This is a genomic window from Candidatus Nitrosarchaeum limnium BG20, assembly GCF_000241145.1.
In the GTDB taxonomy this organism is placed as follows: domain Archaea; phylum Thermoproteota; class Nitrososphaeria; order Nitrososphaerales; family Nitrosopumilaceae; genus Nitrosarchaeum; species Nitrosarchaeum limnae.
Map to the genome: position 1 here is coordinate 19,697 of NZ_AHJG01000193.1, position 23,798 is coordinate 43,494.

Genomic DNA, 23,798 nt, shown 5'->3' on the forward strand with positions numbered 1-23,798 from the left:
TTACCAACTTGTCCATCCACCATCTACTACTATTGTAGCTCCTGTTATGTATGATGAACCAGAAGAACACAAAAATTCAACTAATTCATTAAGCTCATTTTTTTCCATCATTCTCTTCATTGGAGTAAGTTTAGAATATTTCTCAATAAAATTTTCATCTTGATCAAATCTTGCTCCTCCTGGAGCAATACAATTAACACGAATATTTGGCGCTAAATGAGTTGCTAAAAATTTTGTCAGATTAATAACACCTGCTTTTGATATGCTATATGCTGGATGTTTGTGAGCTCCATCATAAATGTCAGGTCTTGCTGAAACTATTCCAGTGGTAGCAGAAAAATTTACAATGATACCATTGTGATTATTTTTTGCAAATTGACGACAAACCGAAAATAATGCAGTAAGATTAATTTCTAGAAATTCATTAAATGATTCTAATGTTATGTCAAAGATGGTTCCTCTTTTTTTGCCCTTTTTAACATGGTCATTGAAAGCAAAACAATTAACAAGACAATCTGCTTTATTATTTCTAAAAAAATCTATTACAAATTCCTCATTAGTTAAATCATGTCCTAACTTTATATCTAATCTAATTACTTCATTATTTTTTTCTAAATATTGAGATATTTCACTACCTAAAAACCCCTCTGAACCTGTAACAATTATTCTCATCTTCTTTCACTATCACTTATTATCAATATTTATCAAGATATTGTTTTATAAAATTTAGATATTTAATACAATTCTGTTCTGGGGAAATTTCTTGTTCGCGAGCGCCTTGAATGATCAAATCACCAGAATATTCAATTTTTTTTAGCATAAAAAAAAAGTCATCAAAGTTTGTACTCCCGCTACCAAATGGTACAGTTTTACCATTAAACAATCTATCTTTGAGATGTATATTTTTAATTTTATGCTTTAAAATTTCGAGTTCTTCATTTACATTAAATCCTAATGATGCACTATTCCCAGTATCATAATTTGCAAAAACTATATTTTTTTCAAATCTATTTAATAAATTTAAAAACTCTATTGGAGGTAAATCTGTTTCTAGAGCTATTATCAATCCTAAATCATTTATTTCTGGTAAAATACTATCTAAATTTTTAACTAGTTCATTTTTGTGCTTTTCAGATTTTAATGATGAATTATCCACAAGAGGAATCTCTATAATCTTAACACCTATATTTTTGCAATTTATTGCTAATTGCTTTAAAGTATCTAGATTTTTTCTTATATTGAACTCTGATTCATTAAAAAGTTTGTTAACCATAAAATAATCTGCACAAACTGAATTAATATTTATTTGAAATTTTGAAATAAGATTGTTTATCTCATGGAATTTTTTTTCCATAACTGGATTTTTATCAAAAGTATCAAAAATCCACTCAATTGAATCTAAACCAATTTTATGTGCTAATTCAAATTCTTTATCCCAGGAATCTTCTGGGAATGCTTGAATAGTATTGTGAATAGGATATGATAATCTACCCTGCATTATTCCTATTTCTATTGACATGATTGGTATTTTCTTAAGATGTAATTATAATAAATAGTGTTATTTTAGATATGATGTTGAAACTCACTTTAATAGCAAAAAAAATCAAAGTCGTTCTTACTGATGTAGATGGAGTATTGACTAATGGTGGAATGTATTATTCAAGTAAAGGTGATGTGATGAAAAAATTTCATGCTAGAGATGGAATGGGTATTTCATTATTGCGTAAAAATAAAATCCCAACAATTATTATTACTAAAGAAAATACAATGATGGTAAAAAAATGGTCCAAGAATATGAAAGCTGAATTATTTGATGGTGTATTGTGTAAAGAGAAGATATTGCAAAAAAGTCTGCAAACAATATAATGTTTCTCCATCTCAAATTGCTTACATTGGAGATGATGTTAATGATATCAATCTTTTAAAATTAGTAGGACTTGCAGCAGTACCAAAAGATGGTACTAAAATAGCAAAAAAATCATGTAATTATGTTTGTGAAACAAATGGGGGAAAAGGTGTATTTCGAGAAGTGGCGGAACTTATTTTGATGTCTAAAAAAATCCCAATTAAATATTAAATTACATTGTAAAACGATTTAATCGAATCTCTTCTGAAACTAATTCTTTGTCAAAATTTATAGAATATACGATATACTCTGCAACTTCTTTAGGATCCAAAAAAGTTTTGTAATTTTGTTTTTTATCCTGTTTTCCCATTTTTGTTTTAATTGAGCCTGGAGAAATACTAAATACTCTGATCTTTGATTCTTTTAATTCTGCAAAAAGACTTCTACTTAATCCTAAAAGCGCATGTTTTGATGAACAGTAAATTGTTCCTTCAGAAAATCCTTGATAAGATGATGATGATCCAATGTTGATAATTCTCCCCCATTTTTTTTCTTTCATATCTCTTGAAAATTCTTTACAAAATAAAAAAGGAGCTTTTACATTTACATCAAAAATATTTTGAAATTCATTTATATCTGATTTTAAAATTGGTTTTGATAAAAATATTCCAGCATTATTGATTAATATATCGATTGTTTTAAAATTTTTTCGTACACTATTAATAATTTTTTTTACGTCTGAAATTTTTGTTAAATCGCCAGATTGAAATATTATTTTACATTTATTATTATTCTTTTTTTCTAAATTATCTTGTAATTTTTTAATTTTGAGTTATTTCTTGATGTTAAAAAATATTACAGTTATTTTGTAAAAGAATTTCTGCTAGTTGACTTCCTAATCCTCCTGTTGCTCCAGTAATTAAACAATTTTTATTATCTAAGTTTTTTTTGTTCATAATCTTTTAAACTCTTTTTCCACTTCTTCACAAATAATGTGATAAATTGTTCTATGAGCTTCTTGAATTCTTGGAGTAGATGATGACTTTACGATTATTGAAATATTGCAAATTTTTCCAATCGTTCCACCCTTTGATCCTAAAAGTCCTATAGTTAAAGCCCCTATTTTTTTAGATGCAACCAAACCTTTTTTCACATTTGTTGAATTACCACTGGTTGAAATTCCAATCACCACATCTCCTTTTTCGACTAATCCTTCACATTGACGACTAAAAATTGAATCAAACGAATAATCATTCGCCAATGCAGTTAGAATTGAAGTATTTGACGTCAAAGCAATAGCCGGTAAACATTTTCTTTCAAGCTTAAATCTACCAATAAATTCAGCCACAATATGTTGTGCATCTGCTGCACTACCCCCATTTCCAAATATCACAATTTTTTTACCATTTTTTAGACATTCTATGATCACCTTGATAGATTTTTCAATTTCTTTAATCTGGGAATTTGAATTTTTGATAACTTTGGAGCTTTCTAAAATTGATTTTTCTATTGATTTAGATATTTGTCCTTTTTTCATATATATCATTTTTTGATTTCTTGATATACTAGATAAGTTTAACAATCTAATAATTTCTGTAAATTAATCTTATGTTCTAGTGATGTAAAAAAGCAAACTCATCCTTATTTATAGAATCTAGTTTTTCATAATCTATCTCAAAAATTTTCATTTTATATTTAAATCCATTATTTTTTGAATCAAAAACTTTTTTCAAATACACGTATTTTTCTTCATTTTTATACACATCTTTTAAAAATTCTGGCAAATTTGGATCATCATCCACAATAATATGAGTTAGTTTATTTTTTGTATTGAAAATATATTTTTCTAAATCATCATAACCATTTGTTGATATGATTTTAATTTTATACATGTCATCATGAAAAATAAATGGCCAATCATCAGGTATTTGTGCAGCTCTTATGTATTTTGATTCCATAGGATGAGAATTTATTCCAGATGTAATCTGTACTGTGATTTTTCCAATTTCGTACATTTCTTTTTCTTTTTCATAATCCATTTTTTTATATTCATAAAAAATTATTGAACTAGCTAATATTCCTATAATCATTAATATTAAAATTAAATTTTTTTGATTAAATTTTGAAATATATTTTTCAATTGCAAATAATGATATTAAACAAAAAATTGGATATAGCACATAAATATAACGTGTATCGTGTGCCTGCATGATATATGCATAAAAAATTGGAATTGAATTAATAATTAAAATGACAAAAATAAATTTTGTATCTTTATTTCTTTTCTTAAAAAATTGTATTATCCCATAAGGTACAAATATTATAAAAGAAGGTATCATTATCCAACTTAAATATGAAATAAAAAGTTTTATACCTTCAAAAATCTTTACCCCCTCATCTTGATTTAAAGTAGATAATGTTTGAGTTGTTCCCTGTGTTGCACGAAGAAATATGCCATCAGTACCTGTTACTTCTATTCTATAATTTATCACTGGAATTAAAATCAAACAAAATATTATTAATCCGACTAAATATGTTTTTAAATATTTTTTGTGAAATCTAAATTTTATAAAAAATAATATTGTTAAAGTAAAAAAAAGAAAAATTCCCTCAGATCTAATTATTGTACATAATGATACTAGAATAAAAGAAATAACAATCTCTTTTCTTTCATATTTTAAGAAAAATACCAGTGTAATTGTACTGATTAAAATAAACAAAGGTTCTGTAATACCTAATAATGAATTTAAAATAATTCTTGGTTCAAAAGCAAATATTGATGCTCCAATTAAAGATAATTTATTGTTAAAAAATTTTTTACAGAGAAAATAAATTGGAACTATAGTTAAAGATGATAAGATTATGGATGTGAATCTTTGAAGTTCCATATACTGTAAAGTATTTTCTAGATTTACAATTGAGAACCAAAATGACATAAACATTGACCACCCATTATTTATCGGAGTCCATGTTGTTGGTAAATGACCAAGAAAAATTATTTCGGTTGCATATGAAAAATAAGTTAAACTATCTGCCACAAGTGGTAATCCATAAGGAAAATAGTAAATACGAAATTCTAATCCTATAAAAAAAATTATGATAAGCGGTAAAAAATGCCTGTACCTATCTTTTGTAAGAGTATTTTTTGAGAACATTAGTTAATTAATCTCAAATTCAAAATAATTCTTAACACTTTCTATCTTCTTTCTCTCACAACACTAACTAAAGAATATAGTAAAACTGAATTCATTGTTAATATCATCCCAAAAATTGTAGAGCCTGTTGCTATTAATGAAATATTTGTGATTATTCTTCCTGTTGCTGTAAATTCTTGTAATGTCCATACTATAAAAAATAAACCTAATACTAAAAATGCAATTCCAGGAATACCATAAAATTTTAGAGGATGTTCAATTGATATGAATTTCATGGTGCTTAGAATTACTGAAGTTCCATGCGATAACGCATTTTGTGATGATGTATCACCTTCATAATGAATTGTAATTGGTACCTCAATAATTCTGAATTTGTATTTATTAGCTTTAATCAAAATTTCAGTTGATACCCCCATTCCTGATTCTGATGGGATTATCTTCTCTAGCACTGTCTTGTTATATGCTCTAAATCCACTTTGAGAATCTGTAATCTTTTTTTCGGTATTGGCATTTACAAGATTTGTAATTGTATTCATTCCAAATTTTCTATAACTGGGAATTTCTCCTTTAATACTGCCAAGAAATCTAGATCCAATTACAATATCTGCATCATTTTTTAAAATTGGTGCTACTACAGTTTCTATATCTAAGACTCTATGTTGACCATCTGAATCAAAAGTAACAAGAATGTCACATTCTAACTCATGTGCTTTTAGAAATAAACTTCTAATTGCTGCTCCATAACCAAGATTTTTTTTATGTTTTATAACTATGGCTCCCATTTTTTCTGATATTGCTGCTGTTAAATCAGAAGAACCATCATCACAAACAAGAATTAATTCATAATTCTTTTTTAATTGTAAAATTATACTTGCAATATTTTTTTCTTCATTAAATGATGGTAATCCAATAGCTATTTTTGTCATCCTTCTAACTTGATTAGAATTAAAGGCTTTTAAAAATAGTTTCTTATGTATCGAATTCTTTATTAATTAAATTTATAACTAATTCATCAATATTATAAATATCGCTCAAATGATGTAAATTGATATTTTTTAATTAATTTGGTCATTTTTGGTAATGCATTTCTAAGATTATGATATGTGATAAATTTATCCGATATTGATAATGGAAGTGACGGCATTAATTCAGGAGTCAATTCCCAAGAATGAATGTAAAATGTGGCAGGAATATGCAATTTTTGATATGATTTAATTGCACTGTCAATAATTTTTAATGGTAAAAATCTCAAAAAAAATCCTCCACCGGCTGGAATTTTTTTACCAAAAACTTTAGTTATTAATAATGGAAATTCTATTAAAGAACTCTTATTATCACCCATCAAAAAATCACTTGAAATATTATATGGAGCAACATCAGCATCATTAAACCCATACAACTTTGTTTTTGCTGGAACTATACTACTATCATACAAATATTTTTTTTCAATCAAATGATCAATTGCCCATGATGTATTTTTATTAAGTGAAAATGTTGGTGCCCTGAATCCTTTTGATTTCCCTGATGTTAATTTATCAAATAAATCTAACTCCTTTTCAAATTTTTCTTTAAAATTGTTATCGTCTAATCTATTATGTTGCATTGTATGAAATGCGATTTCGTGTCCATTTTCAATAATTTTATCTAATAATTCAGGTTTTTTTTCTAAAAGTTCCCCAACCATAAAAAATGTTGCAAATGTTTCATTTTTTCGTAACCAATCAAGCATTTTATCAATACCATAAATAATTTTTAATTCATGATTTTTTTTTGGAAGGTATTTTTGAATTAACTGAGGATGAAACCATTCCTCAAAATCAATTCCTAATAAATTTTTTCCATTATACACAGGTAATGCCAACATATTCTATTGGAATATGGGAATTTAAAGGAGCTTTTATAATTTGATTTTACCTGATTTTATTTTTTCATGAGGTTTTATTTTTAACTTAAAGTAATCATAAATAATATATCCTATATTGAGATAAATTTCTAATAGTTCATATTTCTAATAGTTTTTTCTTAGCTTTTTTACTTAATTTCTCTATCGTATTAAGAAACCATCTACTTTGAAAATTATCTGAAACAAATCTAGGAATTTCAATTCTATCAGGAAATGTTTTAATCAATTCTAAATCTGATATTGTTTTGTTGTTTTCAATCTCGATTTGTTTTTTAATTATGGTGTACCTATTCTTTCTTAGATCTAACTCTGCTTTAATTTTTGCAGTAAGAAATCCTTTTGAAAAATATACTAACCAAATTAATAATTCTGTAATTAGTAATTCCTTTTGAATTTTTTTGTAGAGTACTTCTTGAATAATGCGTCATTAAACAATATCTTCTATTTCTTTCCAGCCAAAAAAATTTTTTTTTACTCCATTTTAAAGAATAACTTTCAGCATGATAAATTTTTGTTTGCGGTACTATATATGATGAAATTCCTACTTGTAATGCCCTCCAACCTAAATCTAAGTCGTCATGATATAAAAATAAAAATTCATCAAATAAATTTAATTTAAAAAATGTACTCCTTGATGAAAATAAGCAAGTTCCTGCAGCATATCCAATTTTCATTACTTTATTAATTTCATTATTATCCACAGTACCTTTGTTTCTTGCAAATCCAAAACCAAAAATATGAATCATATTTCCTGTACTCTGAAGTACTCTTTTATTTTCAAGTGATAAAATTTTTGGTTGATATAATCCATCCCCATGAATATAATATGCTTTCATAAGCTCATCTATCAAATCTGATTCTACTATTGTGTCTGGATTTAATATAACTAGAAACTCACCGTTTGCTTCTTTTATTCCAATATTATTGCCTCCACAATATCCAGAATTTATTTGATTTTGAACTAATTTAATATGTGGATATTTTTTTTTACATTCATTTTGACTATCATCATTTGATACATTATCAACAACTATTAATTCCACATTCTCATATGATAATTTCAAAAGAGATTCAATACAGTCTAAAAGAAGTTTTCCAGCATTGTAGTTTAATATAATTATGCTGACAAGCGGATTTTCTTTCATTCATTCTATTGTAAAATGATATAAATAAAAATGAATCAAACATGTGTATTTATTTGATCTCTTAATCTTATTTAACTTAATCATGTTTGTAAATTTATGACATTTAATTTTACTAGACTTGAAATACCTGATCTCGTATTAATTACACCTAATCTTTTTTATGATGAACGAGGTTACTTTTTTGAAAATTTTCATAATTCTGATTTCAAAAAAAATGGTGTATGTGAAAATTTTGCCCAAGAAAATTTTTCTTTCTCAAAAAAAAATGTAATCCGTGGATTACATTTTCAAAAACTACCGAAAGCTCAATCAAAATTAATTACTGTATCTTTAGGAGAAATTTTTGATGTTGCAGTAGATTTACGAAAGAATTCATCAACATATGGACAATGGATAAGTGAAATCCTTTCTGAAAATAATCATAAATCACTGTTTATTCCTGAAGGATTTGCACATGGTTTTTGTGTTTTGAGTAATGAGGCTATTGTGCTTTACAAAACAAATCAAGAATATTCTCCTGAACATGATGGAGGTATATTGTGGAATGATCCGAAATTAAATATTTCATGGCCTATATCTAATCCAATATTGTCAAAAAAAGACCAGAATCTTCCTTTATTAAAAAATTTAGACTATGATTTTGATTTATAAGATTATTTTTTAACTAAAGTTAAATAATTAACTTGAAATCTCTTAACATGAAAATACTAGTTTGTGGCGGATCTGGATTTATCGGTAGTACATTTATACGAAATTATTTTTTAAATAACCCTAAATCGTCTGTAACAAATCTTGATAATCTTTCAATTGGTTCAAATCAAGAAAATTTGAATGACTTACCAACTGATATTCATTATCAATTCATTAAGGATGACATTAGAAATGAAATTGTAATAGTAGATTTGATTAAAAATTATGATGTTGTGATAAATTTTGCAGCAGAATCTCATGTTGATAGAAGCATATCTAATCCAAAACCTTTCATAGAAACAAATATTTTTGGAACTTATTGCTTACTCGAAGGAATAAGAAAACATGATAAATTATTCATTCATATTTCTACTGATGAAGTTTATGGTGACGCTGAAACCAAACAATCTTTTAATGAAAAATCCCAAATTAATCCTAGTAATCCTTATTCTGCTACGAAAGCATCAGCAGATCATTTAGTTGCATCATACTATAGAACATATGGAATAAAGTGTATTACAACACGATGTTCTAATAATTTTGGTCCCAACCAATTCCCCGAAAAACTAATTCCTAAAACTATTATTCGTACAATAAAAAATCTTAAAGTTCCAATTTATGGTGATGGCGAACAAATTAGAAGTTGGATTTATGTAAATGATCATGTAGATGCGATCCAATCTTTAATTTTAAATGGTAAAATGGGTGAAGTTTACAATATAACTTCTTATGAAGAAATTTCTAACAAAACTATTGTTGAAAAAATATTGAATATAATGAATAAACCATATGATATGATAGAATATGTACCGGATAGACCTGGACATGATAAAAGATATTCAATTGATTCATCAAAAATTGAAAATAAAATTAATTGGAAACCAAAATATGATTTTAATCATGCTTTAAAGGAAACTGTAAAATGGTATCTTAAAAATAAGCAATGGTGGGAACCATTAATTGATGAAAAGGTTCTTCATCCTCAACCATGGACACTTGATTGGTCAAAATGAAATATGTAGTAACTGGTTCTGCTGGATTAATAGGAAATCAATTAGTTTCTGATCTTGAGCAATCTGGTCAAACTGTTTATTCTTGTTATAACAAACATAAACCGTTACATGGAATTCCAACCAAACTAGATTTATTAAATCTGAAAGAAATTTCTAATGTTTTACGAAAACTTCAACCTGATGTGATAATACACTTGGCTGCCCTCACTGATGTTGAAAAATGTGAATCTGAACCTAATTTAGCATATTTAATTAACACAAAAGCAACAGAGCATATTGTTAAAGAAACCAACCAAATTGGATGCTTCCTCACTTATCTTTCAACTGATTATGTTTTTGATGGGAAAAAAGGTCTATATTATGAAGATGATTTTCCCAACCCGCTTAACCAATATGGTAAAACAAAGTTGGAAGGAGAAAAAGCTGTAGAACATTGTATTTCTCATTGGTCAATCATAAGAACTAGTACTCCATTTGGAAATCATTTGATTAAACAAACTTTCCCTTTATGGATAATTGAAAATATTAAAAAAAATAATATGCTGAATTTGATTGAAGATCAATTCACTACTCCTACCTATGTTCCAAATTTAACTAAAATGATTATAGATGTAACCACAAATAACTTAGTTGGATATTTCCATTTGTCTGGTTCAACACGTATCTCTAGATATTCTTTCGCAAAAATGATTGCAGATAAACTTAACCTTGATAAGTCTTTTCTAAAACCAGTAAAAATGGATATGATGCAATGGAAAGCAAAAAGACCATCTGATTCATCTTTAAATGTTTCAAAAGCAAATTCAATTTTAACTCAAAAACCTTTACCAATTGAGCAAAGTTTAGATGAATATTTGTCTCAATTTACAGATTCTCTTTATTTATAACTAAGATTTATTTTAATTTCTATTACAAGAATGAAAGGGATTATCTTACATGGTGGTCATGGTACGAGATTAAGACCACTTACTCATACTGGACCAAAACAACTCATCAAAATTGCAAATAAACCCATGTCTCAATATGTTTTAGAAGATCTTCGTGACGCAGGAATTATTGATATTGCAATAATTATTGGCGATGTGTATCCTGAAAAAGTTAAAGAATTTTATGGTAACGGTAAAAAATTTGGTGTAAATTTAACATATATTTATCAAAATAAACCTCATGGAATTGCACATGCCATAAGTTTATGCAAAGATTTCATTGGCGAAAATAAATTTGTAGTATATCTCGGAGATAATATTTTAAGAACAGGATTATTATCATATGTTCAAAAATTTGAATCCTCGTCAAAAGAAGCACAAATTCTTTTGGCAGAAGTTGAAAATCCATCCGCATTCGGTGTTGTAAAAATTAAAGATAACAAAATTTTACATATAATTGAAAAACCAAAGGAACCGCCAAGTAACTTTGCTGTTATAGGAGTTTATTTTTTAACTCCAAAAATTTTTAAAATTATAAAACAATTAAAACCTTCTTGGAGAGGTGAGTTAGAAATTACTGAAGCCCTACAATTACTAATGGATAGTGGATTTGAACTTGATCATGATTATGTAACTGGATGGTGGAAAGACACTGGAACTCCTAATGACATACTGCATGCAAATAAATTAATTCTTGAAAGTATGTCTATTGAAATTAAAAACACTGATGGCATTTTTATTGGGAAGAATTGCATCATTGATTCAGAATCAAAAATTATTGGTCCAGTAATTATTGATGATAACTGTGTTATTAGTTCATCAATTATTGGACCATATGTTAGTATTGGAAAAAATTCATTTTTAAAAAACTGTCAAATTAAAAATTCTATAATTATGGATAACTGTATAATTGATACACCAATCAAAATCATAAATAGTATTATAGCTGATGAAACTGAAATAAACAGTAGCGAATCTAAAGAATCTACTTATCTTTTAGGAGAGCGTTCTAAAATCATGCTTTAAATTATCTTTTTTGATATGAATGAATAGAAATTCTGCAATTTTTCCAATCACAAATGATACAGTGATTCCAAAAAGTCCATATTTTTCTCCAAATAGTATTATTCCAACTGATAAAGTAGAAATTGAAATTATTGTTGCTATTAAAATAATCTTAGTACGTCCCGAACCTAATAATTCGGAACTATAAAGAATTGATAATGATTGAGGAACAAATGATAAACTCATAATTTGTATTACTTGAATTGATTCATCAAATTTTGGTAAGAATTGAGGAATAATTATTGGAGAAAGTGATATGGTTATTATGGTTATAATTATACTTGTTAATACCGTATATTTTTTTAATTTTAAGTTTTTTATACCGCTTGCATCATGAGGCAGAGTGTACTGAATTACAACATTTGGTACCAACATTGCTAAAACAAAAATTTGAAAACCTAATTGATATGGACCTAAAACTGAGGAACCAAAAAAAGGAAATATGATCAATTTATCTACATTGAAATTAACTATTGTTAAAATCTGTTTTACATAATTATTTATAATAAAACCCATTTTTCCTTTTAAAATAGAAAAATCTATTTTTGATTCTCTAAAACTTTTATACATTAATATTCCAAATGGAAAGAATGACAAAGAATATCCAAAAATAATTCCATCAATACCCTGATATTTATACAATACAAGTGATAGGACTACCATTAGTGTTCTTTGTAATACCATGTATTTTCCATAATTTGCAAAACATTTTTTTCCAGCAAGATCAAATATAACAACAGAAAAAATCACATAACCCAATGGATAAAGTAAAATTGATTCATTTTGAAAAATAAAATATGATGTAATTCCAACTATTGTTCCTGATATTAATACAACAAAAAATATCACTGCCTGTATTTTTTCCCCCTTTGGAACATACACTAATAATGTATTTGCTGCACCAAAAGATGCAATACCGCCAAGTATTCCTATAATTGCTAAAAGATAACCTAGCTCACCATATTTCTCCGTACCTAATAATGATGCTAAGTAAATCCAAAATAATCCTGAAATTGCATTAGAAGTTAGATTCGAAATTCCTACAGAAGTAATATTTTTTATTTTCAAAATTTTTTCTTTGTATTTATCAAATATTTTCATTTGATTATTTCCACTATTCCTGTATATTCTATTTTTGCTTTAATGTTAATTGGAAAACATCTGGTAAAGTATTATTATCTAATTTTTTTAATAAGTCATTTATTGAAATATTTTTTATATCTTTTCTCTCTCCGATTATTTGTACATCAAAAATTCTTGGAATAAAGAAAACACATTCATAATTTATTTCTTTTATTTTTTCAAGTATTTTTTTAGTTTCATTTTTGCCCATAATCATTTTATGTACTTCAATCATAATAATGGGTTTAAATTTCCTTAAAAATTCTAATCCACCAAAAATAATCCTACTCTCAAATCCTTCTACATCCATTCTTAAAAGATCAATTTTCCTTAAATTATTTTCCTCTACAAATAAATCTAGTGTTTTTAGAGGAACTTTAATAATTTTATCTTCCGATAATATTTTATCGTTCTCTTCCTTTATCTTACTCCAATTTGATTTTTTACTGATAATAAATTCAATTTCTTCATTTTTATCCCCAATAGCAAAATTAAATGCTATAATATTTTTATTATTTTGTAATTTGATATTATCTAATAATACTGAATAATTTTCAGGTGATGGTTCAATTGCCCATACATTTCCAGTTAAACCGACTTTTTTACTTTCTAATAATACGTAATATCCTATATTACTTCCAATATCTAAACAATTCATTCCCTCACTCAATTCATTTAAAATAATTTCAGTTGAAAGTGGTTCATGATTTCCATAGATCAACAGTTCTGATGAAATTCCTTTATCATTTGGAATGATTTTCATTTTATAATCATTAACTTGAATTATTTTTGACTGTTTTAAATCTAAATTTCTTTTTTTAAATGAATCATATACGTAGAAAATTAATGCTTTAATAATCTTTTTTGGCCCACCAAATTTTATAATATATCGTATTGTGTTTTGATGTACCATTAAATTAAAATTTAGATCTCATGATTTAAACTTGTAGAATTCATTATTCTAAATTTATTGAAAAACTTTTAGAAAAATTATAATTCAAGACCAAAATAAGACTATTAGTGAAAGAATCTTCAAATTGATATTGATATGACATTAAAGAAAACATGTGGCAAAATATATCTTAATTTATTCAATTCTCTTAAAGGCACTGGCCTTTCAAAACATACGACTTTGTTAAAAATTCACGTATTTTTAACTAGACAATTAAAATCTGAATACGTAGATCTATATGGTTTAAAATTTTATTTGGGTAAAAATGATGAAGGAAATTATTCTTCAGAAAATTTTTACAAAGATTACTATTTTGATTTGTTGGAAAATGAAATCTCTAAAGGTGATAATGTAATAGATATAGGAGCAAAAATTGGGATATACTCTTTAGCATTCTGTAAATTTGTAGGTGATACAGGAAATGTTTTTTCTTTTGAACCTACTCCGGAAAGCTTTGAAATATTACAAAAAAATAAACAGATAAATCATCTTAAAAATCTAACAATTGAAGAAAAAGCTGTTACCGATAAAACAAATATTGAATTATTAGAATTGTGTAAATTTAATGGAAATAACCGAATAAATAATAATTGTGTTAATGGCATTCAAGTAAACTGTGTGAGTCTTGATGATTATTTCTCAGAATTTCAAGAAAAGATTTTTTTTATTAAAATTGATGTTGAAGGATTGGAGCCAAAAGTTTTATCTGGAATGAAAGAAATTTTAAAAAAAATCCAAGGATAAAAATTTTACTTGAATACAATCCTACCCTTTTACAATTTTATGGATATGAACCAAAAAAATTGCTTGAAAGTTTAATTGAACATAGATTCAATTTATTTGATTTAGAATATGATTATTATACATCTGTAAATATCAAACATTTCATAGAACGATACGGAAATACTCGAAAAGTGACAAACATTTTGGCTGTAAGAGTATAATTTCTAAAATTAATATTCCTTTTTACTTTATCATTGTTTTAAATAATCTGTAATTCTATTTTTTATTATGAATGCATTTGATTTAATAACCTGAAATATAATTTTTTTATTTATGATATCAAAAATTTACTTTAAGTTAGGACAGAGATTAAAATTTCTTCCAACGTCACCAATTTTCGTTTTTATGCATTTTTTTCATCTAGATGAATTTTATATAAAAAGAAAATTTTCAAAATACTTAAAAAACTATTCTAGAGAAATTACTGACATTGTAAATTTTAGAATGAAATATTCTAGGCAATTAGTTACAGGTTTAGCTCCTTATGAAATCGAATTCATGCTTAAGAAACTAGATGAATCTAAAAAATTTGAAAGGAGATGTGTTAGAATTAGGTACACATAAAGGTGGTAGTACCATTTTATTTGCTAAATATCTACAAAATATCAATGATCCACGAAAAATTTATGCCGTAGATTGGTTCAAAGGACTTCCATATTCTGATGAATTTGGAAATACTGATGAAAAGAAAAAAGCAAAAGGAAGATTAAATGATACAAGTAAAGAATTTGTAGAAAGTAAATTTAAACAATTTAATGTTGATGATAAAATTATTGTTGTCGATGGTTTATTTGAAGAAACTCTCTATGAAAAATTGAATGATAAGGTTTTTTCATTTGTTTTCATAGATTGTGACCTTTACAAAAGTGCTAAATTTGCTTTAGAGTATATTGATAACCATCTTGAAAAAGATGGGATAGTATTTCTTCATGATTATTCAAATTTTTTAAATCGACCAAAATATGATTGGGGTATTATCAAAGCCACAGATGAATATGTACGAGAACATAAAGTACAATTCACTGAAAATCCTATAGCTCATTTTCAAAAAATTACTTCTATATAGAATTAGTCAAACTTTTTACTAATTTAATTATCTCTTCTGAAGAGTTTCCTTGATATTCTAAAACGTGCTCTAAAAATCTTTTCCTACCAACTTCCAAATCTCGTCTTATGTTTTTATCAAATAATATATGTTCAATTTTTGAACCAATCTCATTTATCGATTCTGTAGCTAGTACAGCATTATATTTTTCGTATGGTATTCCTGAATCATTAGCCAAAAATTTAAACAAAAATACTGGTTTATCTAAAATTAATGCTTCAGTAATTACTGAAGATGATGGACTAATGACTAACTCCGCATTTGATATCAAGTCATATGTATTAGCATTTTTATAAATTTGTGCATGAGGTAAAATTTCATTAACTATACCTTTGACATCTATCACAGAATCTTGAGTGGGATGTAATTTAATAACAACATTTTTTTTATATTTTGAAAGTGAGTTTAAAACTTCTTTAAACATATTTTCATACTTTAAAATTAATAATGATGAAAAAAATGTCGACCATGCAGTACTAGCTATTCCACTTAAAGTGATTAAAATATAATTGTCGGTTGTCCTCACTTTTCTATTAAAAAGTTCATCATACCTCGGGTTTCCTGTAATAACTAATTTATTTGAATCAACTTTATGGTCTAAACATATTTGTTTAGAAAGATTCCCATAAATTGCAAATTTATCTGCATAAATTTTATACAAAGTGAACACTTCCCAATTTCTTTTTTGATCATAAAAGATATTGATATCTGTATTTAATGATAAAATAGTTGGAATTCCTATTTTATTATAAAACATAGTTGCTGTTCTACCTATTTGTTGAGAATCATCTAATGTAATCAATAATTTAATGTCTTCTTTATTTGATAATTCCTCTAATGAATCTATAAAAAAAAGAATTTCTGAAAATCTCTTTTCACAAAATACTATGAAATCAGATTCAAAAATACTCCAAAACGATTTGTTATTTATAGTGAAAATATTTACAAGAAAATCATTGGATCTAATAAACTCAATAAATTTTTTCATAATTTCATTTAATTTTATATGATTATCTTTTGTATTGTATTCAAGTTTAATTTCTTTAAAATTTAATTTTTTAGCAATTTTAAGAGACTCTCTATTCCATATGACTGGTCTTCTAGTATTAGAAATTAACAAATTAAACTCTGAATCTGATAAACTCTCTAATGTTGATTTGTTTGTAACTAAATTAAAATCTAGAAGTAATATTTTCTTTCCTTTTTTTTGTGTTTTTTGTTTAGTTGTTATTTTATAGATCATATTCCATAAAATATTATAGTATTTTTTATTTTGAAAAATTTGTTTCTAGAAAATACAATATCCAAATTTTTCCCCATAAAATCGAAACCAATCGTATAATTTTCATTTCTAAAATTTTTTTCATCTATATTTGAAATAATATGCTTGATTTGAAATTTATAATCATTTACAAATAATTCTGGAATTCTAGAAATACTATTTTTAGAATTTGAATAGTAAATCACATCTGGTTTAATCTTACAAATTATTTTTTCTACTATCCAAATTCTATGCCCAAATTTTAATAATGAAACAATTAGTTCTGATTCTATCATCAAAGCAATGTTCAATCCTTTATAATCAAAAATTTGTTTTAGATTATCATGATTCCACCAATTTCTTCCAATGTTGTAGATTGTATTGTCTATATCTTCATAATCTTTTGGACTTATCAGATCATCAAATAATTCAAATTCTATTTTATTTTCTTTAAGAAATTTAATGGTTTTAAACGTGAGAGGGATAATAATGGCATTCTTAGTATCATGAATTAATTGTAGATTTTCCGAATTGAAATCATTTTCAGTTAACAAAAATATTGATTTTTTTAACATATTGATAATTTTTTAATCATTATTAATATACTGTGGTAGATTTTTTTATAGATAAGTAAATTTATTCCTTTTATTACTTTAGAAGCAAACTTAGATTCATAAAACGATTAAAGATATTAGGTTGTATTAAAAAATGATTCATTATGGTTGAGATTTCAGAAAAATCGTCTATTCTACAGGGAACTAAAATTATTTCGTTGTCTGATTCTATTTCTGTTGTAACTAAAAAAGAAAATGAGTTATGGGGGGCTATTAATGAAAAATGGGGTTTCATATTTAATGAAATTCCACAAGAATTTTTATCTAAAAAAAAATATGAAAATTTTCTTCTTGCACGAAAAGAAGAAGAAGAAAGAAAAATTCGATTAAAATCTAAACCATACCATTATGTAATTGAACCAACTAACATTTGTAATCTTCATTGTCCATTATGCTCTACTGGAATTAATGCAGAAACAAGATCTAAAGGAACATTAACATTAGAAAAATTTAAAATTTTAATTGATCAAATTAAAGATGTTGCATTAGAACTTTATTTACAAAATTGGGGAGAATCGACACTTGTGAAACTTTTACCTGATATGATAAAATATGCTTCAGACAATAAAATTTTTGTTAACCTTTCTACTAATTTTTCAATTGATTACTCAAATGAATATCTTGAAAATCTTTTAAAATCTGGTCTAGGTAAATTAGTTATAGATGTAGATGGAACAACACAAGAAATTTTTGAAAAATATCGTATTGGTGGAAAACTTGAAACCGTTTTAAAAAATATACGTACTGCAGTAAAATTTAAAAAAGAAAATAATTTGAAATTTCCAATAATTGCATCTAAAATGCTTGTCATGAAACATAATGAACATCAGATAGATGATTTTAAAAAATTATCAAAAGAATTAGATGTTGATGAAATTGAATTAAATAATATTCAAATTAACCCCAATACTGCAAAATCTTGGCTTCCTAATAACCCTGAGTATAGGTATGCGTCTTATGATAAATCTAGAACGGTTGAACCATGTCATTGGCCATGGAGTGGTTTTGTTGTTAATTGGAGTGGCGATATTGCTCCATGTTGTATAGTTGATGATTCTGATTCAGATTTTGGGAATATTTTTGAAGAGGGCTTAGAAAAAATATGGAATAATGAATATTATGTTTCAGCAAGATCTGAATTTTCTAATAATAAAGAGATGACTAAATTTACAATTTGTAATATGTGTAAAAATGACACCCATAATCCTAATTTATTTAGGGTAGGAGATACGTTTAGTATTACTTCTAAATCATTTGTTAAAGTAAAAGATAATTTTAAAAAATAATCTTTTTACTTTGTGTCTTTAACCATTTTTCTTCCATAAAATGTCATTATATTTCCATAAAATGGAGGTGATATTTTTTTTGTATTAAATATTTTTAATAAATTTTTAATATTAAAATAATCAGTTTTAAAAAAAGGAAATTCTTCTTTAATGATTTTAAAATCATTTTTTTCAAATAATTTTTTCAAATTATTATTGTTAAATAAACTAAGATGACCAATTCCTAACAATCTAAAATTCCCTTTAAATCTCCTTGCCACAAATGATCCAACATTTGGTGTCCCTACTATTAAAACTCCATTTTTTTTAACCATCATTGAAAGATGTTTGAAAAAAATATCAGGTTGTTCAATGTGTTCTATCACATGATAACATACAACAATGTCAAAATTTCTTAAATTTTCTGGTGGCGGATTTTTTAAATCTAATTCATTTATAATGATCTCTTTAAATTTATTTTTAATAAACAATATTGCAAATTCAGATTCATCACATCCATGTTTTTCCCAACTGTTTGGAATATCTGAAAGTAAATATCCTAATCCACACCCTACATCAAATATTGTCCCTGGTTTTTGTTCTTTAATAAATTTAGATATTTCTCCATACCAATTTTTAATTTTAAATTCTCTCATAATTGTTTGGTCTTTTTCTTTACCATCAGGATCAATTGCATTTGTCCAATAATCTTCATTGTATGAATATTCTGTAATTGGATTTTGAAATAAAAATTCACAATCATCACATTCCCAATATTGATTCATTTTGTAGTCTACAAGTTTAAAATTTATTTTTTTAGATCTACATAATGGGCACTGATTTTTCATGTTGTATCAACTTATTTAAAAAATATATGTTCTATATCTTTTATCAATTCATTCAATTTTCCATTAGTCTTAATTTTTATCGATTTAATTTTCATACTATTAGCTGCTTGTATATCTGAATCAGAATCTCCAATTAACAAAGCATTAGATAAATCAATTTTAAAATCTTTTACAGCTTGTTTAATCATACCTGTTTTTGGTTTTCTGCAATCACAATTTTCATCTGGATGATGTGGACAATAGTAAATTTTTGATATCTTGCATGAATTTTTTGCAAGAATTGCTAACATATAATCATGAATTTGATTTAATTTCTTTTCAGAAATAATTTGACGATTTATTACAGATTGATTAGTTATGATTATTATGATTATTCCCAACTCATTTATTTTTCTAATTGCATTAAAAATATCTGGAAGAAATTCAAATTCATGTATATCTTTTACATAATCACTTTTCTTTTTATTAATTACTCCATCTCTATCTAAAAATAATACTGGTTTTTTTTCCATTCTATGATAAATAATTTTTTTATCTATTTTAAAAGGCTAACCTGGTTTAACTCCTTTTTCACTTACTTTCCAAGTTTGTAGTCCATGATTTTCAAAACAAAAAGGAATTATTTGACATCCAGAACGTATTAAATTTTTTTCTAATTCCCTTCTTTTTTCTAAATTGACATAAAACAGCATATGACCTCCACCTCCTGCCCCTAAAACTTTTCCACTTATCGCTCCGTGTTTTCTAGCATTACTATAAATTTTTTCTATTTTTTTTGTTGAAATAATATCTGAAATCTTCTTTTTTGTTAACCATGATTCATGTAATTCATTAGCAAAATCTTCAACATCTCCTTTCAGTAATTGTGTTTTCATATTATATGCATGTTTTTTCATATCGTGTAAAGATTCTATGGTCTTATCATTTATTGATTTTGCCTGTATTGAATGAATTTCAGATGAATCACGTGAAATATTTGTATCTGCTAATACCAAACAACTTTCTAATTCATGAATTATATCACTTCGAATTTTTAAAGGGTTAACGATAATCTTGTTTTTATTAAATTCTATAAAATAAAATCCTCCAAATGTACATGCATATTGATCTTGAATACCCCCTTTTATTGATAGATTTACTCTTTCTATTTTATGTGCTAATTCAGCTATTTCATATGATGTTAATGATAATCTCATGTATGATTTCAATGCTCCTACAATTGATGTTACTATAGATGTGGAAGAACCTAATCCACTACCTGGTGCAGAATCACTAGCTGTTACCATCTCAAATCCTAGTTTTTTTGGTTTCATTACATTGAGAACAGCTTTAGCAAGATCTAATTTCCCATCATATTCCAAATCAAAAAACTTTGCTTTAATTTTTAAAACTGTTTCAATATCATAATCTGTTGATCTAACTAAAATTTTATTTTTATCAAATTTATGTGGGGTTAATGTTGAATATGCAAATTTATCAATAGTTGAACCAATCACAGCTCCCCCATATTTTTCATAATAAAATGGAAGATCTGTACCTCCACCTGCAAAGCTAATTCTTAATGGTACTCTACAGTGGATTTTCTCATTTTTAATTAACATCTATTTTCTTATTTTCAAATATGACCTTTTAAAAGAATGGTTTTTGTTAATTTCTAATAATTCTGGTTCTTTATCTATTAATTTCAATATGTCTTTTAATAATATAGGTCGTTTTTGAATTTTTAAAGCAATATTGCGAACAAATTTTAAATCACTATTTTTATCAATTGTAAAATTAATGTGTGATAGGTTCACTGGATTAACAAGATTGTAAATTTTAAATTTTTTACTATTATTAAAAATATATGGTGTTACATATTCTCTTTCATATGGAATCGAAGAATTCTTCCATGCTTTTCTTAATATGTCCATTGAAATAACATCTACATGTATGCCCTTAGGAAATGTCTGTAATAATGAAGTTGTAATACAATCAAATTTCCCACTTTTCATTTTTTCAATTGCTTTATCAATTATCTGAGGATCATTTAATGGGTTATCAGCTGTAACTCTAACAATAGGATCAAAAGAATATTTTTTTGCACATTGATAATGTCTATCCAAAACATCTGTTGGACTTCCTCTAAAAACTTCAACATTCATTTTTTTAGCATATTTTTCAATTGCATCATCTATTTCTAATTCACTTGTTGCAACAACAACTTTCTTAATTAATTTTGACTCATTAATTTGTTTTAATACGTAATATAACACTGGATTTTTATCTATTTTTTTTAAAACTTTTCCATACAATCTAGTGGAATTCATTCTTGCCTGAACTATACAACCAATCAATAATATTCTATGATGCTTTTCAAATATTAATTAAACCTAAACATTAAAACAAATGTAATCTTCCTATTCCTATTATCTTGAAAAAAATTCTGATTACAGGTGGCGGGGGCTATATAGGTTCAGTTTTATCTAAATATCTATTAAATAATGGATATTCGGTTACTGTACTAGATAATTTTAGATATAATCAAAACAGTTTATTGAATTGTTGTTATGATGAAAACTTTAGTGTTATTCGAGGAGATGTTAGAGATGAACACACTCTGGCAAAATCTATTCATGACCAGGATTTTATCATTCATCTCGCTGCCTTAGTTGGAGCACCAATTTGTAATATAAATAAAGATGAAGCATTATCTACTAATTTTCAATCCACTAAACTTCTTTTAAAACTTCGTAAAAAGGAACAAAAAATTCTTTATCCTTGTACAAATAGTGGATATGGAATTGGTCAAAAAGGAAAATTTTGTACTGAAAAAACTCCTTTACAACCAATTTCATTTTATGGTCAAACAAAAGTTAATGCTGAAAAAGCAATACTGAATGATTATAATTCTATAAGTTTTAGATTAGCTACTGTATTTGGTGTTTCGCCAAGAATGAGAATTGATCTTTTAGTAAATGATTTTGTTTACAAAGCATTAAATGAAAAATTTATTGGAATTTTTTGAAGGACATTTTCAAAGAAATTACATCCATATTCAGGATGTAGCAAGAGTTTTTCTACATGGAATTGAAAATTTTGAAGAAATGAAAAATGAATCTTATAATGTTGGACTCTCTGATGCAAATCTATCAAAGTTAGAATTATGTGAAAAAATAAAAGAACATATTTCTGATTTCGTTTTCATTGAATCGAATTTGGGTAAAGATCCAGATAAAAGAGATTATATAGTTTCAAATGAAAAGATCGAAAGTACAGGATTTAAACCAAAATATTCCATAGATTTTGGAATAAAGGAATTGATCAAATGTTATTCTATTTTACATACACAAACTTATGGCAATTACTAATGATCATTTTAAATTATTTTTAATAACTGAATCTTGTTTAATAGATTTTTTATGACCTTCATATGGATCTGAATTTTTGTTAATATTGATTAATTCTGGTTTTCTATTGAATAATTCCACTATATGTCTCATTAAAATTGGTCGTTCTTTAATTTCAGAGACTACATTTTTCACTAATTTGTAATCATTTTCATTATCAACTGTACAATTAATATGAGTTAAATCAACAGGATTAATCAAATTATATATTTTAAAATTATTTTTTTATTTTGAATATATAGAATTACATGTTCTCTTTCAGAATATAAAACCGCGTTATTCCAAGATTTTTTTAGTGCATCAAAAGAAAAAACTTCAACTGATATACCATAAGGAAAACTACGTTTATTGCATGTAGTAACCATATCAAAACCACCCTTTTCATATTTTTCAACAGCTAAATCAATTATCTCTGGATCTACTAATGGATTATCAGATGTAACTCTAACAATAGGATCAAAAGAATATTTTTTTGCACATTGATAATGTCTATCCAAAACATCATTTTCACTTCCCCTGAAGCAGGAAATCTCTTTTTTTTTACAAAATTCTTCTATTACATTGTCTTCAAATAGTTCTGTTGTTGCTATTACAATTTTTTCTAATTTTCTACAATTACTTATCTGATTAACAACATAATCTAAAACAGTATTTTCTATATCTATTTTTTTAAAACTTTTCCATATAATCTAGTGGAATTCATTCTTGCCTGAACT

The 23,798-nt window shown here is 25.9% G+C and carries 29 protein-coding genes; 11 read left to right on the forward strand and 18 right to left on the reverse strand.

From position 1 onward, the window contains the following. Entirely contained in the window at positions 1-672 is a 672-nt protein-coding gene (locus tag BG20_RS06705; protein ID WP_010192581.1) for an SDR family oxidoreductase, read from the reverse strand. Between the two features lie 22 nt (positions 673-694). Then, positions 695-1,519, reverse strand: a complete 825-nt coding sequence (locus tag BG20_RS06710) for a sugar phosphate isomerase/epimerase family protein (RefSeq protein WP_010192583.1) — start codon at positions 1,517-1,519, stop codon at positions 695-697. Between the two features lie 50 nt (positions 1,520-1,569). Here BG20_RS06710 and BG20_RS12850 point away from each other — a divergent pair, with 50 nt between their 5' ends. Next, positions 1,570-1,866: a hypothetical protein gene (locus BG20_RS12850; RefSeq protein WP_202945521.1), complete on the forward strand. Its 297-nt coding sequence runs from the start codon at positions 1,570-1,572 to the stop codon at positions 1,864-1,866. Further along, complete coding sequence (locus BG20_RS14005; RefSeq protein WP_202945522.1) at positions 1,814-2,077, forward strand: HAD hydrolase family protein; 264 nt, start codon at positions 1,814-1,816, stop codon at positions 2,075-2,077. The genes BG20_RS12850 and BG20_RS14005 overlap by 53 nt, the downstream gene beginning before the upstream one ends. 1 nt (position 2,078) lies before the next feature. Here the strand turns inward: BG20_RS14005 and BG20_RS11925 are convergent, their stop codons facing one another. From BG20_RS11925 to BG20_RS06745, 6 genes are all read right to left on the reverse strand, one after another. Beyond that, entirely contained in the window at positions 2,079-2,672 is a 594-nt protein-coding gene (locus BG20_RS11925) for an SDR family NAD(P)-dependent oxidoreductase (protein WP_081477543.1), read from the reverse strand. 126 nt (positions 2,673-2,798) lie between these two features. Next, the gene (locus BG20_RS06725) at positions 2,799-3,383 is read right to left on the reverse strand and encodes a D-sedoheptulose-7-phosphate isomerase (RefSeq protein WP_010192592.1); all 585 of its coding nucleotides are present in this window, start codon (positions 3,381-3,383) and stop codon (positions 2,799-2,801) included. Positions 3,384-3,459: 76 nt separating this feature from the next. Continuing rightward, positions 3,460-4,884: an ArnT family glycosyltransferase gene (locus BG20_RS06730; RefSeq protein WP_238527541.1), complete on the reverse strand. Its 1,425-nt coding sequence runs from the start codon at positions 4,882-4,884 to the stop codon at positions 3,460-3,462. A 158-nt stretch (positions 4,885-5,042) separates the two neighbouring features. Next, positions 5,043-5,927: a glycosyltransferase family 2 protein gene (locus BG20_RS06735; RefSeq protein ID WP_010192602.1), complete on the reverse strand. Its 885-nt coding sequence runs from the start codon at positions 5,925-5,927 to the stop codon at positions 5,043-5,045. A gap of 92 nt (positions 5,928-6,019) precedes the next feature. Further along, a complete protein-coding gene (locus BG20_RS06740; protein WP_010192604.1) occupies positions 6,020-6,865 on the reverse strand; it encodes a polysaccharide deacetylase family protein in 846 nt (281 codons plus the stop codon). Positions 6,866-7,218: 353 nt separating this feature from the next. Next, entirely contained in the window at positions 7,219-8,049 is an 831-nt protein-coding gene (locus tag BG20_RS06745; RefSeq protein WP_010192607.1) for a glycosyltransferase family 2 protein, read from the reverse strand. Between the two features lie 96 nt (positions 8,050-8,145). Between BG20_RS06745 and rfbC the strand changes: the two genes are divergently transcribed. From rfbC to BG20_RS06765, 4 genes are read left to right on the forward strand one after another with little or no spacing between them, the layout of a single operon-like run. Next, on the forward strand, positions 8,146-8,700 hold the full coding sequence (gene rfbC, locus BG20_RS06750) for a dTDP-4-dehydrorhamnose 3,5-epimerase (RefSeq protein WP_010192609.1): 555 nt from the start codon (positions 8,146-8,148) through the stop codon (positions 8,698-8,700). A gap of 47 nt (positions 8,701-8,747) precedes the next feature. Next, positions 8,748-9,752, forward strand: coding sequence for a dTDP-glucose 4,6-dehydratase (rfbB, locus tag BG20_RS06755; RefSeq protein WP_010192612.1), 1,005 nt, complete (start codon positions 8,748-8,750; stop codon positions 9,750-9,752). Next, complete coding sequence (rfbD, locus tag BG20_RS06760) at positions 9,749-10,639, forward strand: dTDP-4-dehydrorhamnose reductase (RefSeq protein WP_010192615.1); 891 nt, start codon at positions 9,749-9,751, stop codon at positions 10,637-10,639. Before rfbB ends, rfbD begins: the two co-directional genes overlap by 4 nt. A gap of 30 nt (positions 10,640-10,669) precedes the next feature. Beyond that, on the forward strand, positions 10,670-11,704 hold the full coding sequence (locus BG20_RS06765; RefSeq protein WP_010192617.1) for a glucose-1-phosphate thymidylyltransferase: 1,035 nt from the start codon (positions 10,670-10,672) through the stop codon (positions 11,702-11,704). On the opposite strand, the gene BG20_RS06770 is transcribed toward BG20_RS06765, so the two are convergent. Both BG20_RS06770 and BG20_RS06775 read right to left on the reverse strand, forming a co-directional pair. After that, complete coding sequence (locus BG20_RS06770; protein ID WP_010192620.1) at positions 11,675-12,844, reverse strand: lipopolysaccharide biosynthesis protein; 1,170 nt, start codon at positions 12,842-12,844, stop codon at positions 11,675-11,677. The two genes, BG20_RS06765 and BG20_RS06770, sit on opposite strands and share 30 nt — an antisense overlap. A 28-nt stretch (positions 12,845-12,872) precedes the next feature. Continuing rightward, positions 12,873-13,778, reverse strand: coding sequence for an FkbM family methyltransferase (locus BG20_RS06775; RefSeq protein ID WP_010192622.1), 906 nt, complete (start codon positions 13,776-13,778; stop codon positions 12,873-12,875). Positions 13,779-13,913: 135 nt separating this feature from the next. On the opposite strand from BG20_RS06775, the gene BG20_RS06780 reads away from it, so the two are divergent. Continuing rightward, entirely contained in the window at positions 13,914-14,561 is a 648-nt protein-coding gene (locus BG20_RS06780) for an FkbM family methyltransferase (RefSeq protein ID WP_010192625.1), read from the forward strand. A gap of 553 nt (positions 14,562-15,114) precedes the next feature. Next, positions 15,115-15,666: a class I SAM-dependent methyltransferase gene (locus BG20_RS06790; protein WP_010192630.1), complete on the forward strand. Its 552-nt coding sequence runs from the start codon at positions 15,115-15,117 to the stop codon at positions 15,664-15,666. Here BG20_RS06790 and BG20_RS06795 read toward each other — a convergent pair. Both BG20_RS06795 and BG20_RS06800 read right to left on the reverse strand, forming a co-directional pair. After that, entirely contained in the window at positions 15,659-16,948 is a 1,290-nt protein-coding gene (locus tag BG20_RS06795; protein ID WP_010192633.1) for a hypothetical protein, read from the reverse strand. The two genes, BG20_RS06790 and BG20_RS06795, sit on opposite strands and share 8 nt — an antisense overlap. Then, positions 16,945-17,541, reverse strand: coding sequence for a hypothetical protein (locus tag BG20_RS06800; RefSeq protein WP_010192635.1), 597 nt, complete (start codon positions 17,539-17,541; stop codon positions 16,945-16,947). The genes BG20_RS06795 and BG20_RS06800 overlap by 4 nt, the downstream gene beginning before the upstream one ends. Before the next feature lie 143 nt (positions 17,542-17,684). Between BG20_RS06800 and BG20_RS11650 the strand changes: the two genes are divergently transcribed. After that, positions 17,685-18,866 carry a radical SAM/SPASM domain-containing protein gene (locus BG20_RS11650; protein ID WP_010192636.1) on the forward strand — a complete coding sequence of 394 codons (1,182 nt, stop codon included), beginning with the start codon at positions 17,685-17,687 and terminating at the stop codon, positions 18,864-18,866. A 5-nt stretch (positions 18,867-18,871) separates the two neighbouring features. On the opposite strand, the gene BG20_RS06810 is transcribed toward BG20_RS11650, so the two are convergent. The 4 genes from BG20_RS06810 to BG20_RS06825 all read right to left on the reverse strand — a co-directional run bounded on the left by BG20_RS06810 (position 18,872) and on the right by BG20_RS06825 (position 22,029). After that, complete coding sequence (locus BG20_RS06810) at positions 18,872-19,630, reverse strand: class I SAM-dependent methyltransferase (protein ID WP_157999284.1); 759 nt, start codon at positions 19,628-19,630, stop codon at positions 18,872-18,874. Between the two features lie 74 nt (positions 19,631-19,704). Further along, positions 19,705-20,205, reverse strand: coding sequence for a D-glycero-beta-D-manno-heptose 1,7-bisphosphate 7-phosphatase (gene gmhB / locus BG20_RS06815; RefSeq protein ID WP_010192641.1), 501 nt, complete (start codon positions 20,203-20,205; stop codon positions 19,705-19,707). A 36-nt stretch (positions 20,206-20,241) separates the two neighbouring features. Further along, positions 20,242-21,294 carry a GHMP family kinase ATP-binding protein gene (locus tag BG20_RS06820; RefSeq protein ID WP_010192644.1) on the reverse strand — a complete coding sequence of 351 codons (1,053 nt, stop codon included), beginning with the start codon at positions 21,292-21,294 and terminating at the stop codon, positions 20,242-20,244. Next, positions 21,295-22,029 (reverse strand): cytidylyltransferase domain-containing protein, encoded by a 735-nt coding sequence (locus BG20_RS06825; RefSeq protein WP_010192647.1) that lies wholly within the window; start codon positions 22,027-22,029, stop codon positions 21,295-21,297. It lies immediately after the preceding gene. Between the two features lie 77 nt (positions 22,030-22,106). Between BG20_RS06825 and BG20_RS12860 the strand changes: the two genes are divergently transcribed. Continuing rightward, positions 22,107-22,700, forward strand: coding sequence for an NAD-dependent epimerase/dehydratase (locus tag BG20_RS12860; RefSeq protein WP_010192649.1), 594 nt, complete (start codon positions 22,107-22,109; stop codon positions 22,698-22,700). Next, a complete protein-coding gene (locus BG20_RS12865) occupies positions 22,687-23,043 on the forward strand; it encodes an NAD-dependent epimerase/dehydratase family protein (RefSeq protein ID WP_202945523.1) in 357 nt (118 codons plus the stop codon). Before BG20_RS12860 ends, BG20_RS12865 begins: the two co-directional genes overlap by 14 nt. Positions 23,044-23,046: 3 nt before the next feature. Here the strand turns inward: BG20_RS12865 and BG20_RS13285 are convergent, their stop codons facing one another. Further along, positions 23,047-23,283, reverse strand: coding sequence for a hypothetical protein (locus BG20_RS13285; protein WP_010192656.1), 237 nt, complete (start codon positions 23,281-23,283; stop codon positions 23,047-23,049). Then, positions 23,280-23,771: a cytidylyltransferase domain-containing protein gene (locus tag BG20_RS13290; protein WP_338032799.1), complete on the reverse strand. Its 492-nt coding sequence runs from the start codon at positions 23,769-23,771 to the stop codon at positions 23,280-23,282. The genes BG20_RS13285 and BG20_RS13290 overlap by 4 nt, the downstream gene beginning before the upstream one ends. Between the last annotated feature and the right edge of the window lie 27 nt (positions 23,772-23,798).

What these genes read in the sequence shown, in the direction of transcription:
- BG20_RS06705 (WP_010192581.1), bottom strand. Translation starts at nt 672, where the DNA reads ATGAGAATAATTGTTACAGGTTCAGAGGGGTTTTTAGGTAGTGAAATA.
- BG20_RS06710 (WP_010192583.1), bottom strand. Translation starts at nt 1,519, where the DNA reads ATGTCAATAGAAATAGGAATAATGCAGGGTAGATTATCATATCCTATT.
- BG20_RS12850 (WP_202945521.1), top strand. Translation starts at nt 1,570, where the DNA reads ATGATGTTGAAACTCACTTTAATAGCAAAAAAAATCAAAGTCGTTCTT.
- BG20_RS14005 (WP_202945522.1), top strand. Translation starts at nt 1,814, where the DNA reads ATGGTGTATTGTGTAAAGAGAAGATATTGCAAAAAAGTCTGCAAACAA.
- BG20_RS06725 (WP_010192592.1), bottom strand. Translation starts at nt 3,383, where the DNA reads ATGAAAAAAGGACAAATATCTAAATCAATAGAAAAATCAATTTTAGAA.
- BG20_RS06735 (WP_010192602.1), bottom strand. Translation starts at nt 5,927, where the DNA reads ATGACAAAAATAGCTATTGGATTACCATCATTTAATGAAGAAAAAAAT.
- BG20_RS06740 (WP_010192604.1), bottom strand. Translation starts at nt 6,865, where the DNA reads ATGTTGGCATTACCTGTGTATAATGGAAAAAATTTATTAGGAATTGAT.
- BG20_RS06745 (WP_010192607.1), bottom strand. Translation starts at nt 8,049, where the DNA reads ATGAAAGAAAATCCGCTTGTCAGCATAATTATATTAAACTACAATGCT.
- rfbC (WP_010192609.1), top strand. Translation starts at nt 8,146, where the DNA reads ATGACATTTAATTTTACTAGACTTGAAATACCTGATCTCGTATTAATT.
- rfbB (WP_010192612.1), top strand. Translation starts at nt 8,748, where the DNA reads ATGAAAATACTAGTTTGTGGCGGATCTGGATTTATCGGTAGTACATTT.
- rfbD (WP_010192615.1), top strand. Translation starts at nt 9,749, where the DNA reads ATGAAATATGTAGTAACTGGTTCTGCTGGATTAATAGGAAATCAATTA.
- BG20_RS06765 (WP_010192617.1), top strand. Translation starts at nt 10,670, where the DNA reads ATGAAAGGGATTATCTTACATGGTGGTCATGGTACGAGATTAAGACCA.
- BG20_RS06770 (WP_010192620.1), bottom strand. Translation starts at nt 12,844, where the DNA reads ATGAAAATATTTGATAAATACAAAGAAAAAATTTTGAAAATAAAAAAT.
- BG20_RS06775 (WP_010192622.1), bottom strand. Translation starts at nt 13,778, where the DNA reads ATGGTACATCAAAACACAATACGATATATTATAAAATTTGGTGGGCCA.
- BG20_RS06780 (WP_010192625.1), top strand. Translation starts at nt 13,914, where the DNA reads ATGACATTAAAGAAAACATGTGGCAAAATATATCTTAATTTATTCAAT.
- BG20_RS06790 (WP_010192630.1), top strand. Translation starts at nt 15,115, where the DNA reads ATGAATCTAAAAAATTTGAAAGGAGATGTGTTAGAATTAGGTACACAT.
- BG20_RS06795 (WP_010192633.1), bottom strand. Translation starts at nt 16,948, where the DNA reads ATGATCTATAAAATAACAACTAAACAAAAAACACAAAAAAAAGGAAAG.
- BG20_RS06800 (WP_010192635.1), bottom strand. Translation starts at nt 17,541, where the DNA reads ATGTTAAAAAAATCAATATTTTTGTTAACTGAAAATGATTTCAATTCG.
- BG20_RS11650 (WP_010192636.1), top strand. Translation starts at nt 17,685, where the DNA reads ATGGTTGAGATTTCAGAAAAATCGTCTATTCTACAGGGAACTAAAATT.
- BG20_RS06810 (WP_157999284.1), bottom strand. Translation starts at nt 19,630, where the DNA reads ATGAATCAATATTGGGAATGTGATGATTGTGAATTTTTATTTCAAAAT.
- gmhB (WP_010192641.1), bottom strand. Translation starts at nt 20,205, where the DNA reads ATGGAAAAAAAACCAGTATTATTTTTAGATAGAGATGGAGTAATTAAT.
- BG20_RS06820 (WP_010192644.1), bottom strand. Translation starts at nt 21,294, where the DNA reads ATGTTAATTAAAAATGAGAAAATCCACTGTAGAGTACCATTAAGAATT.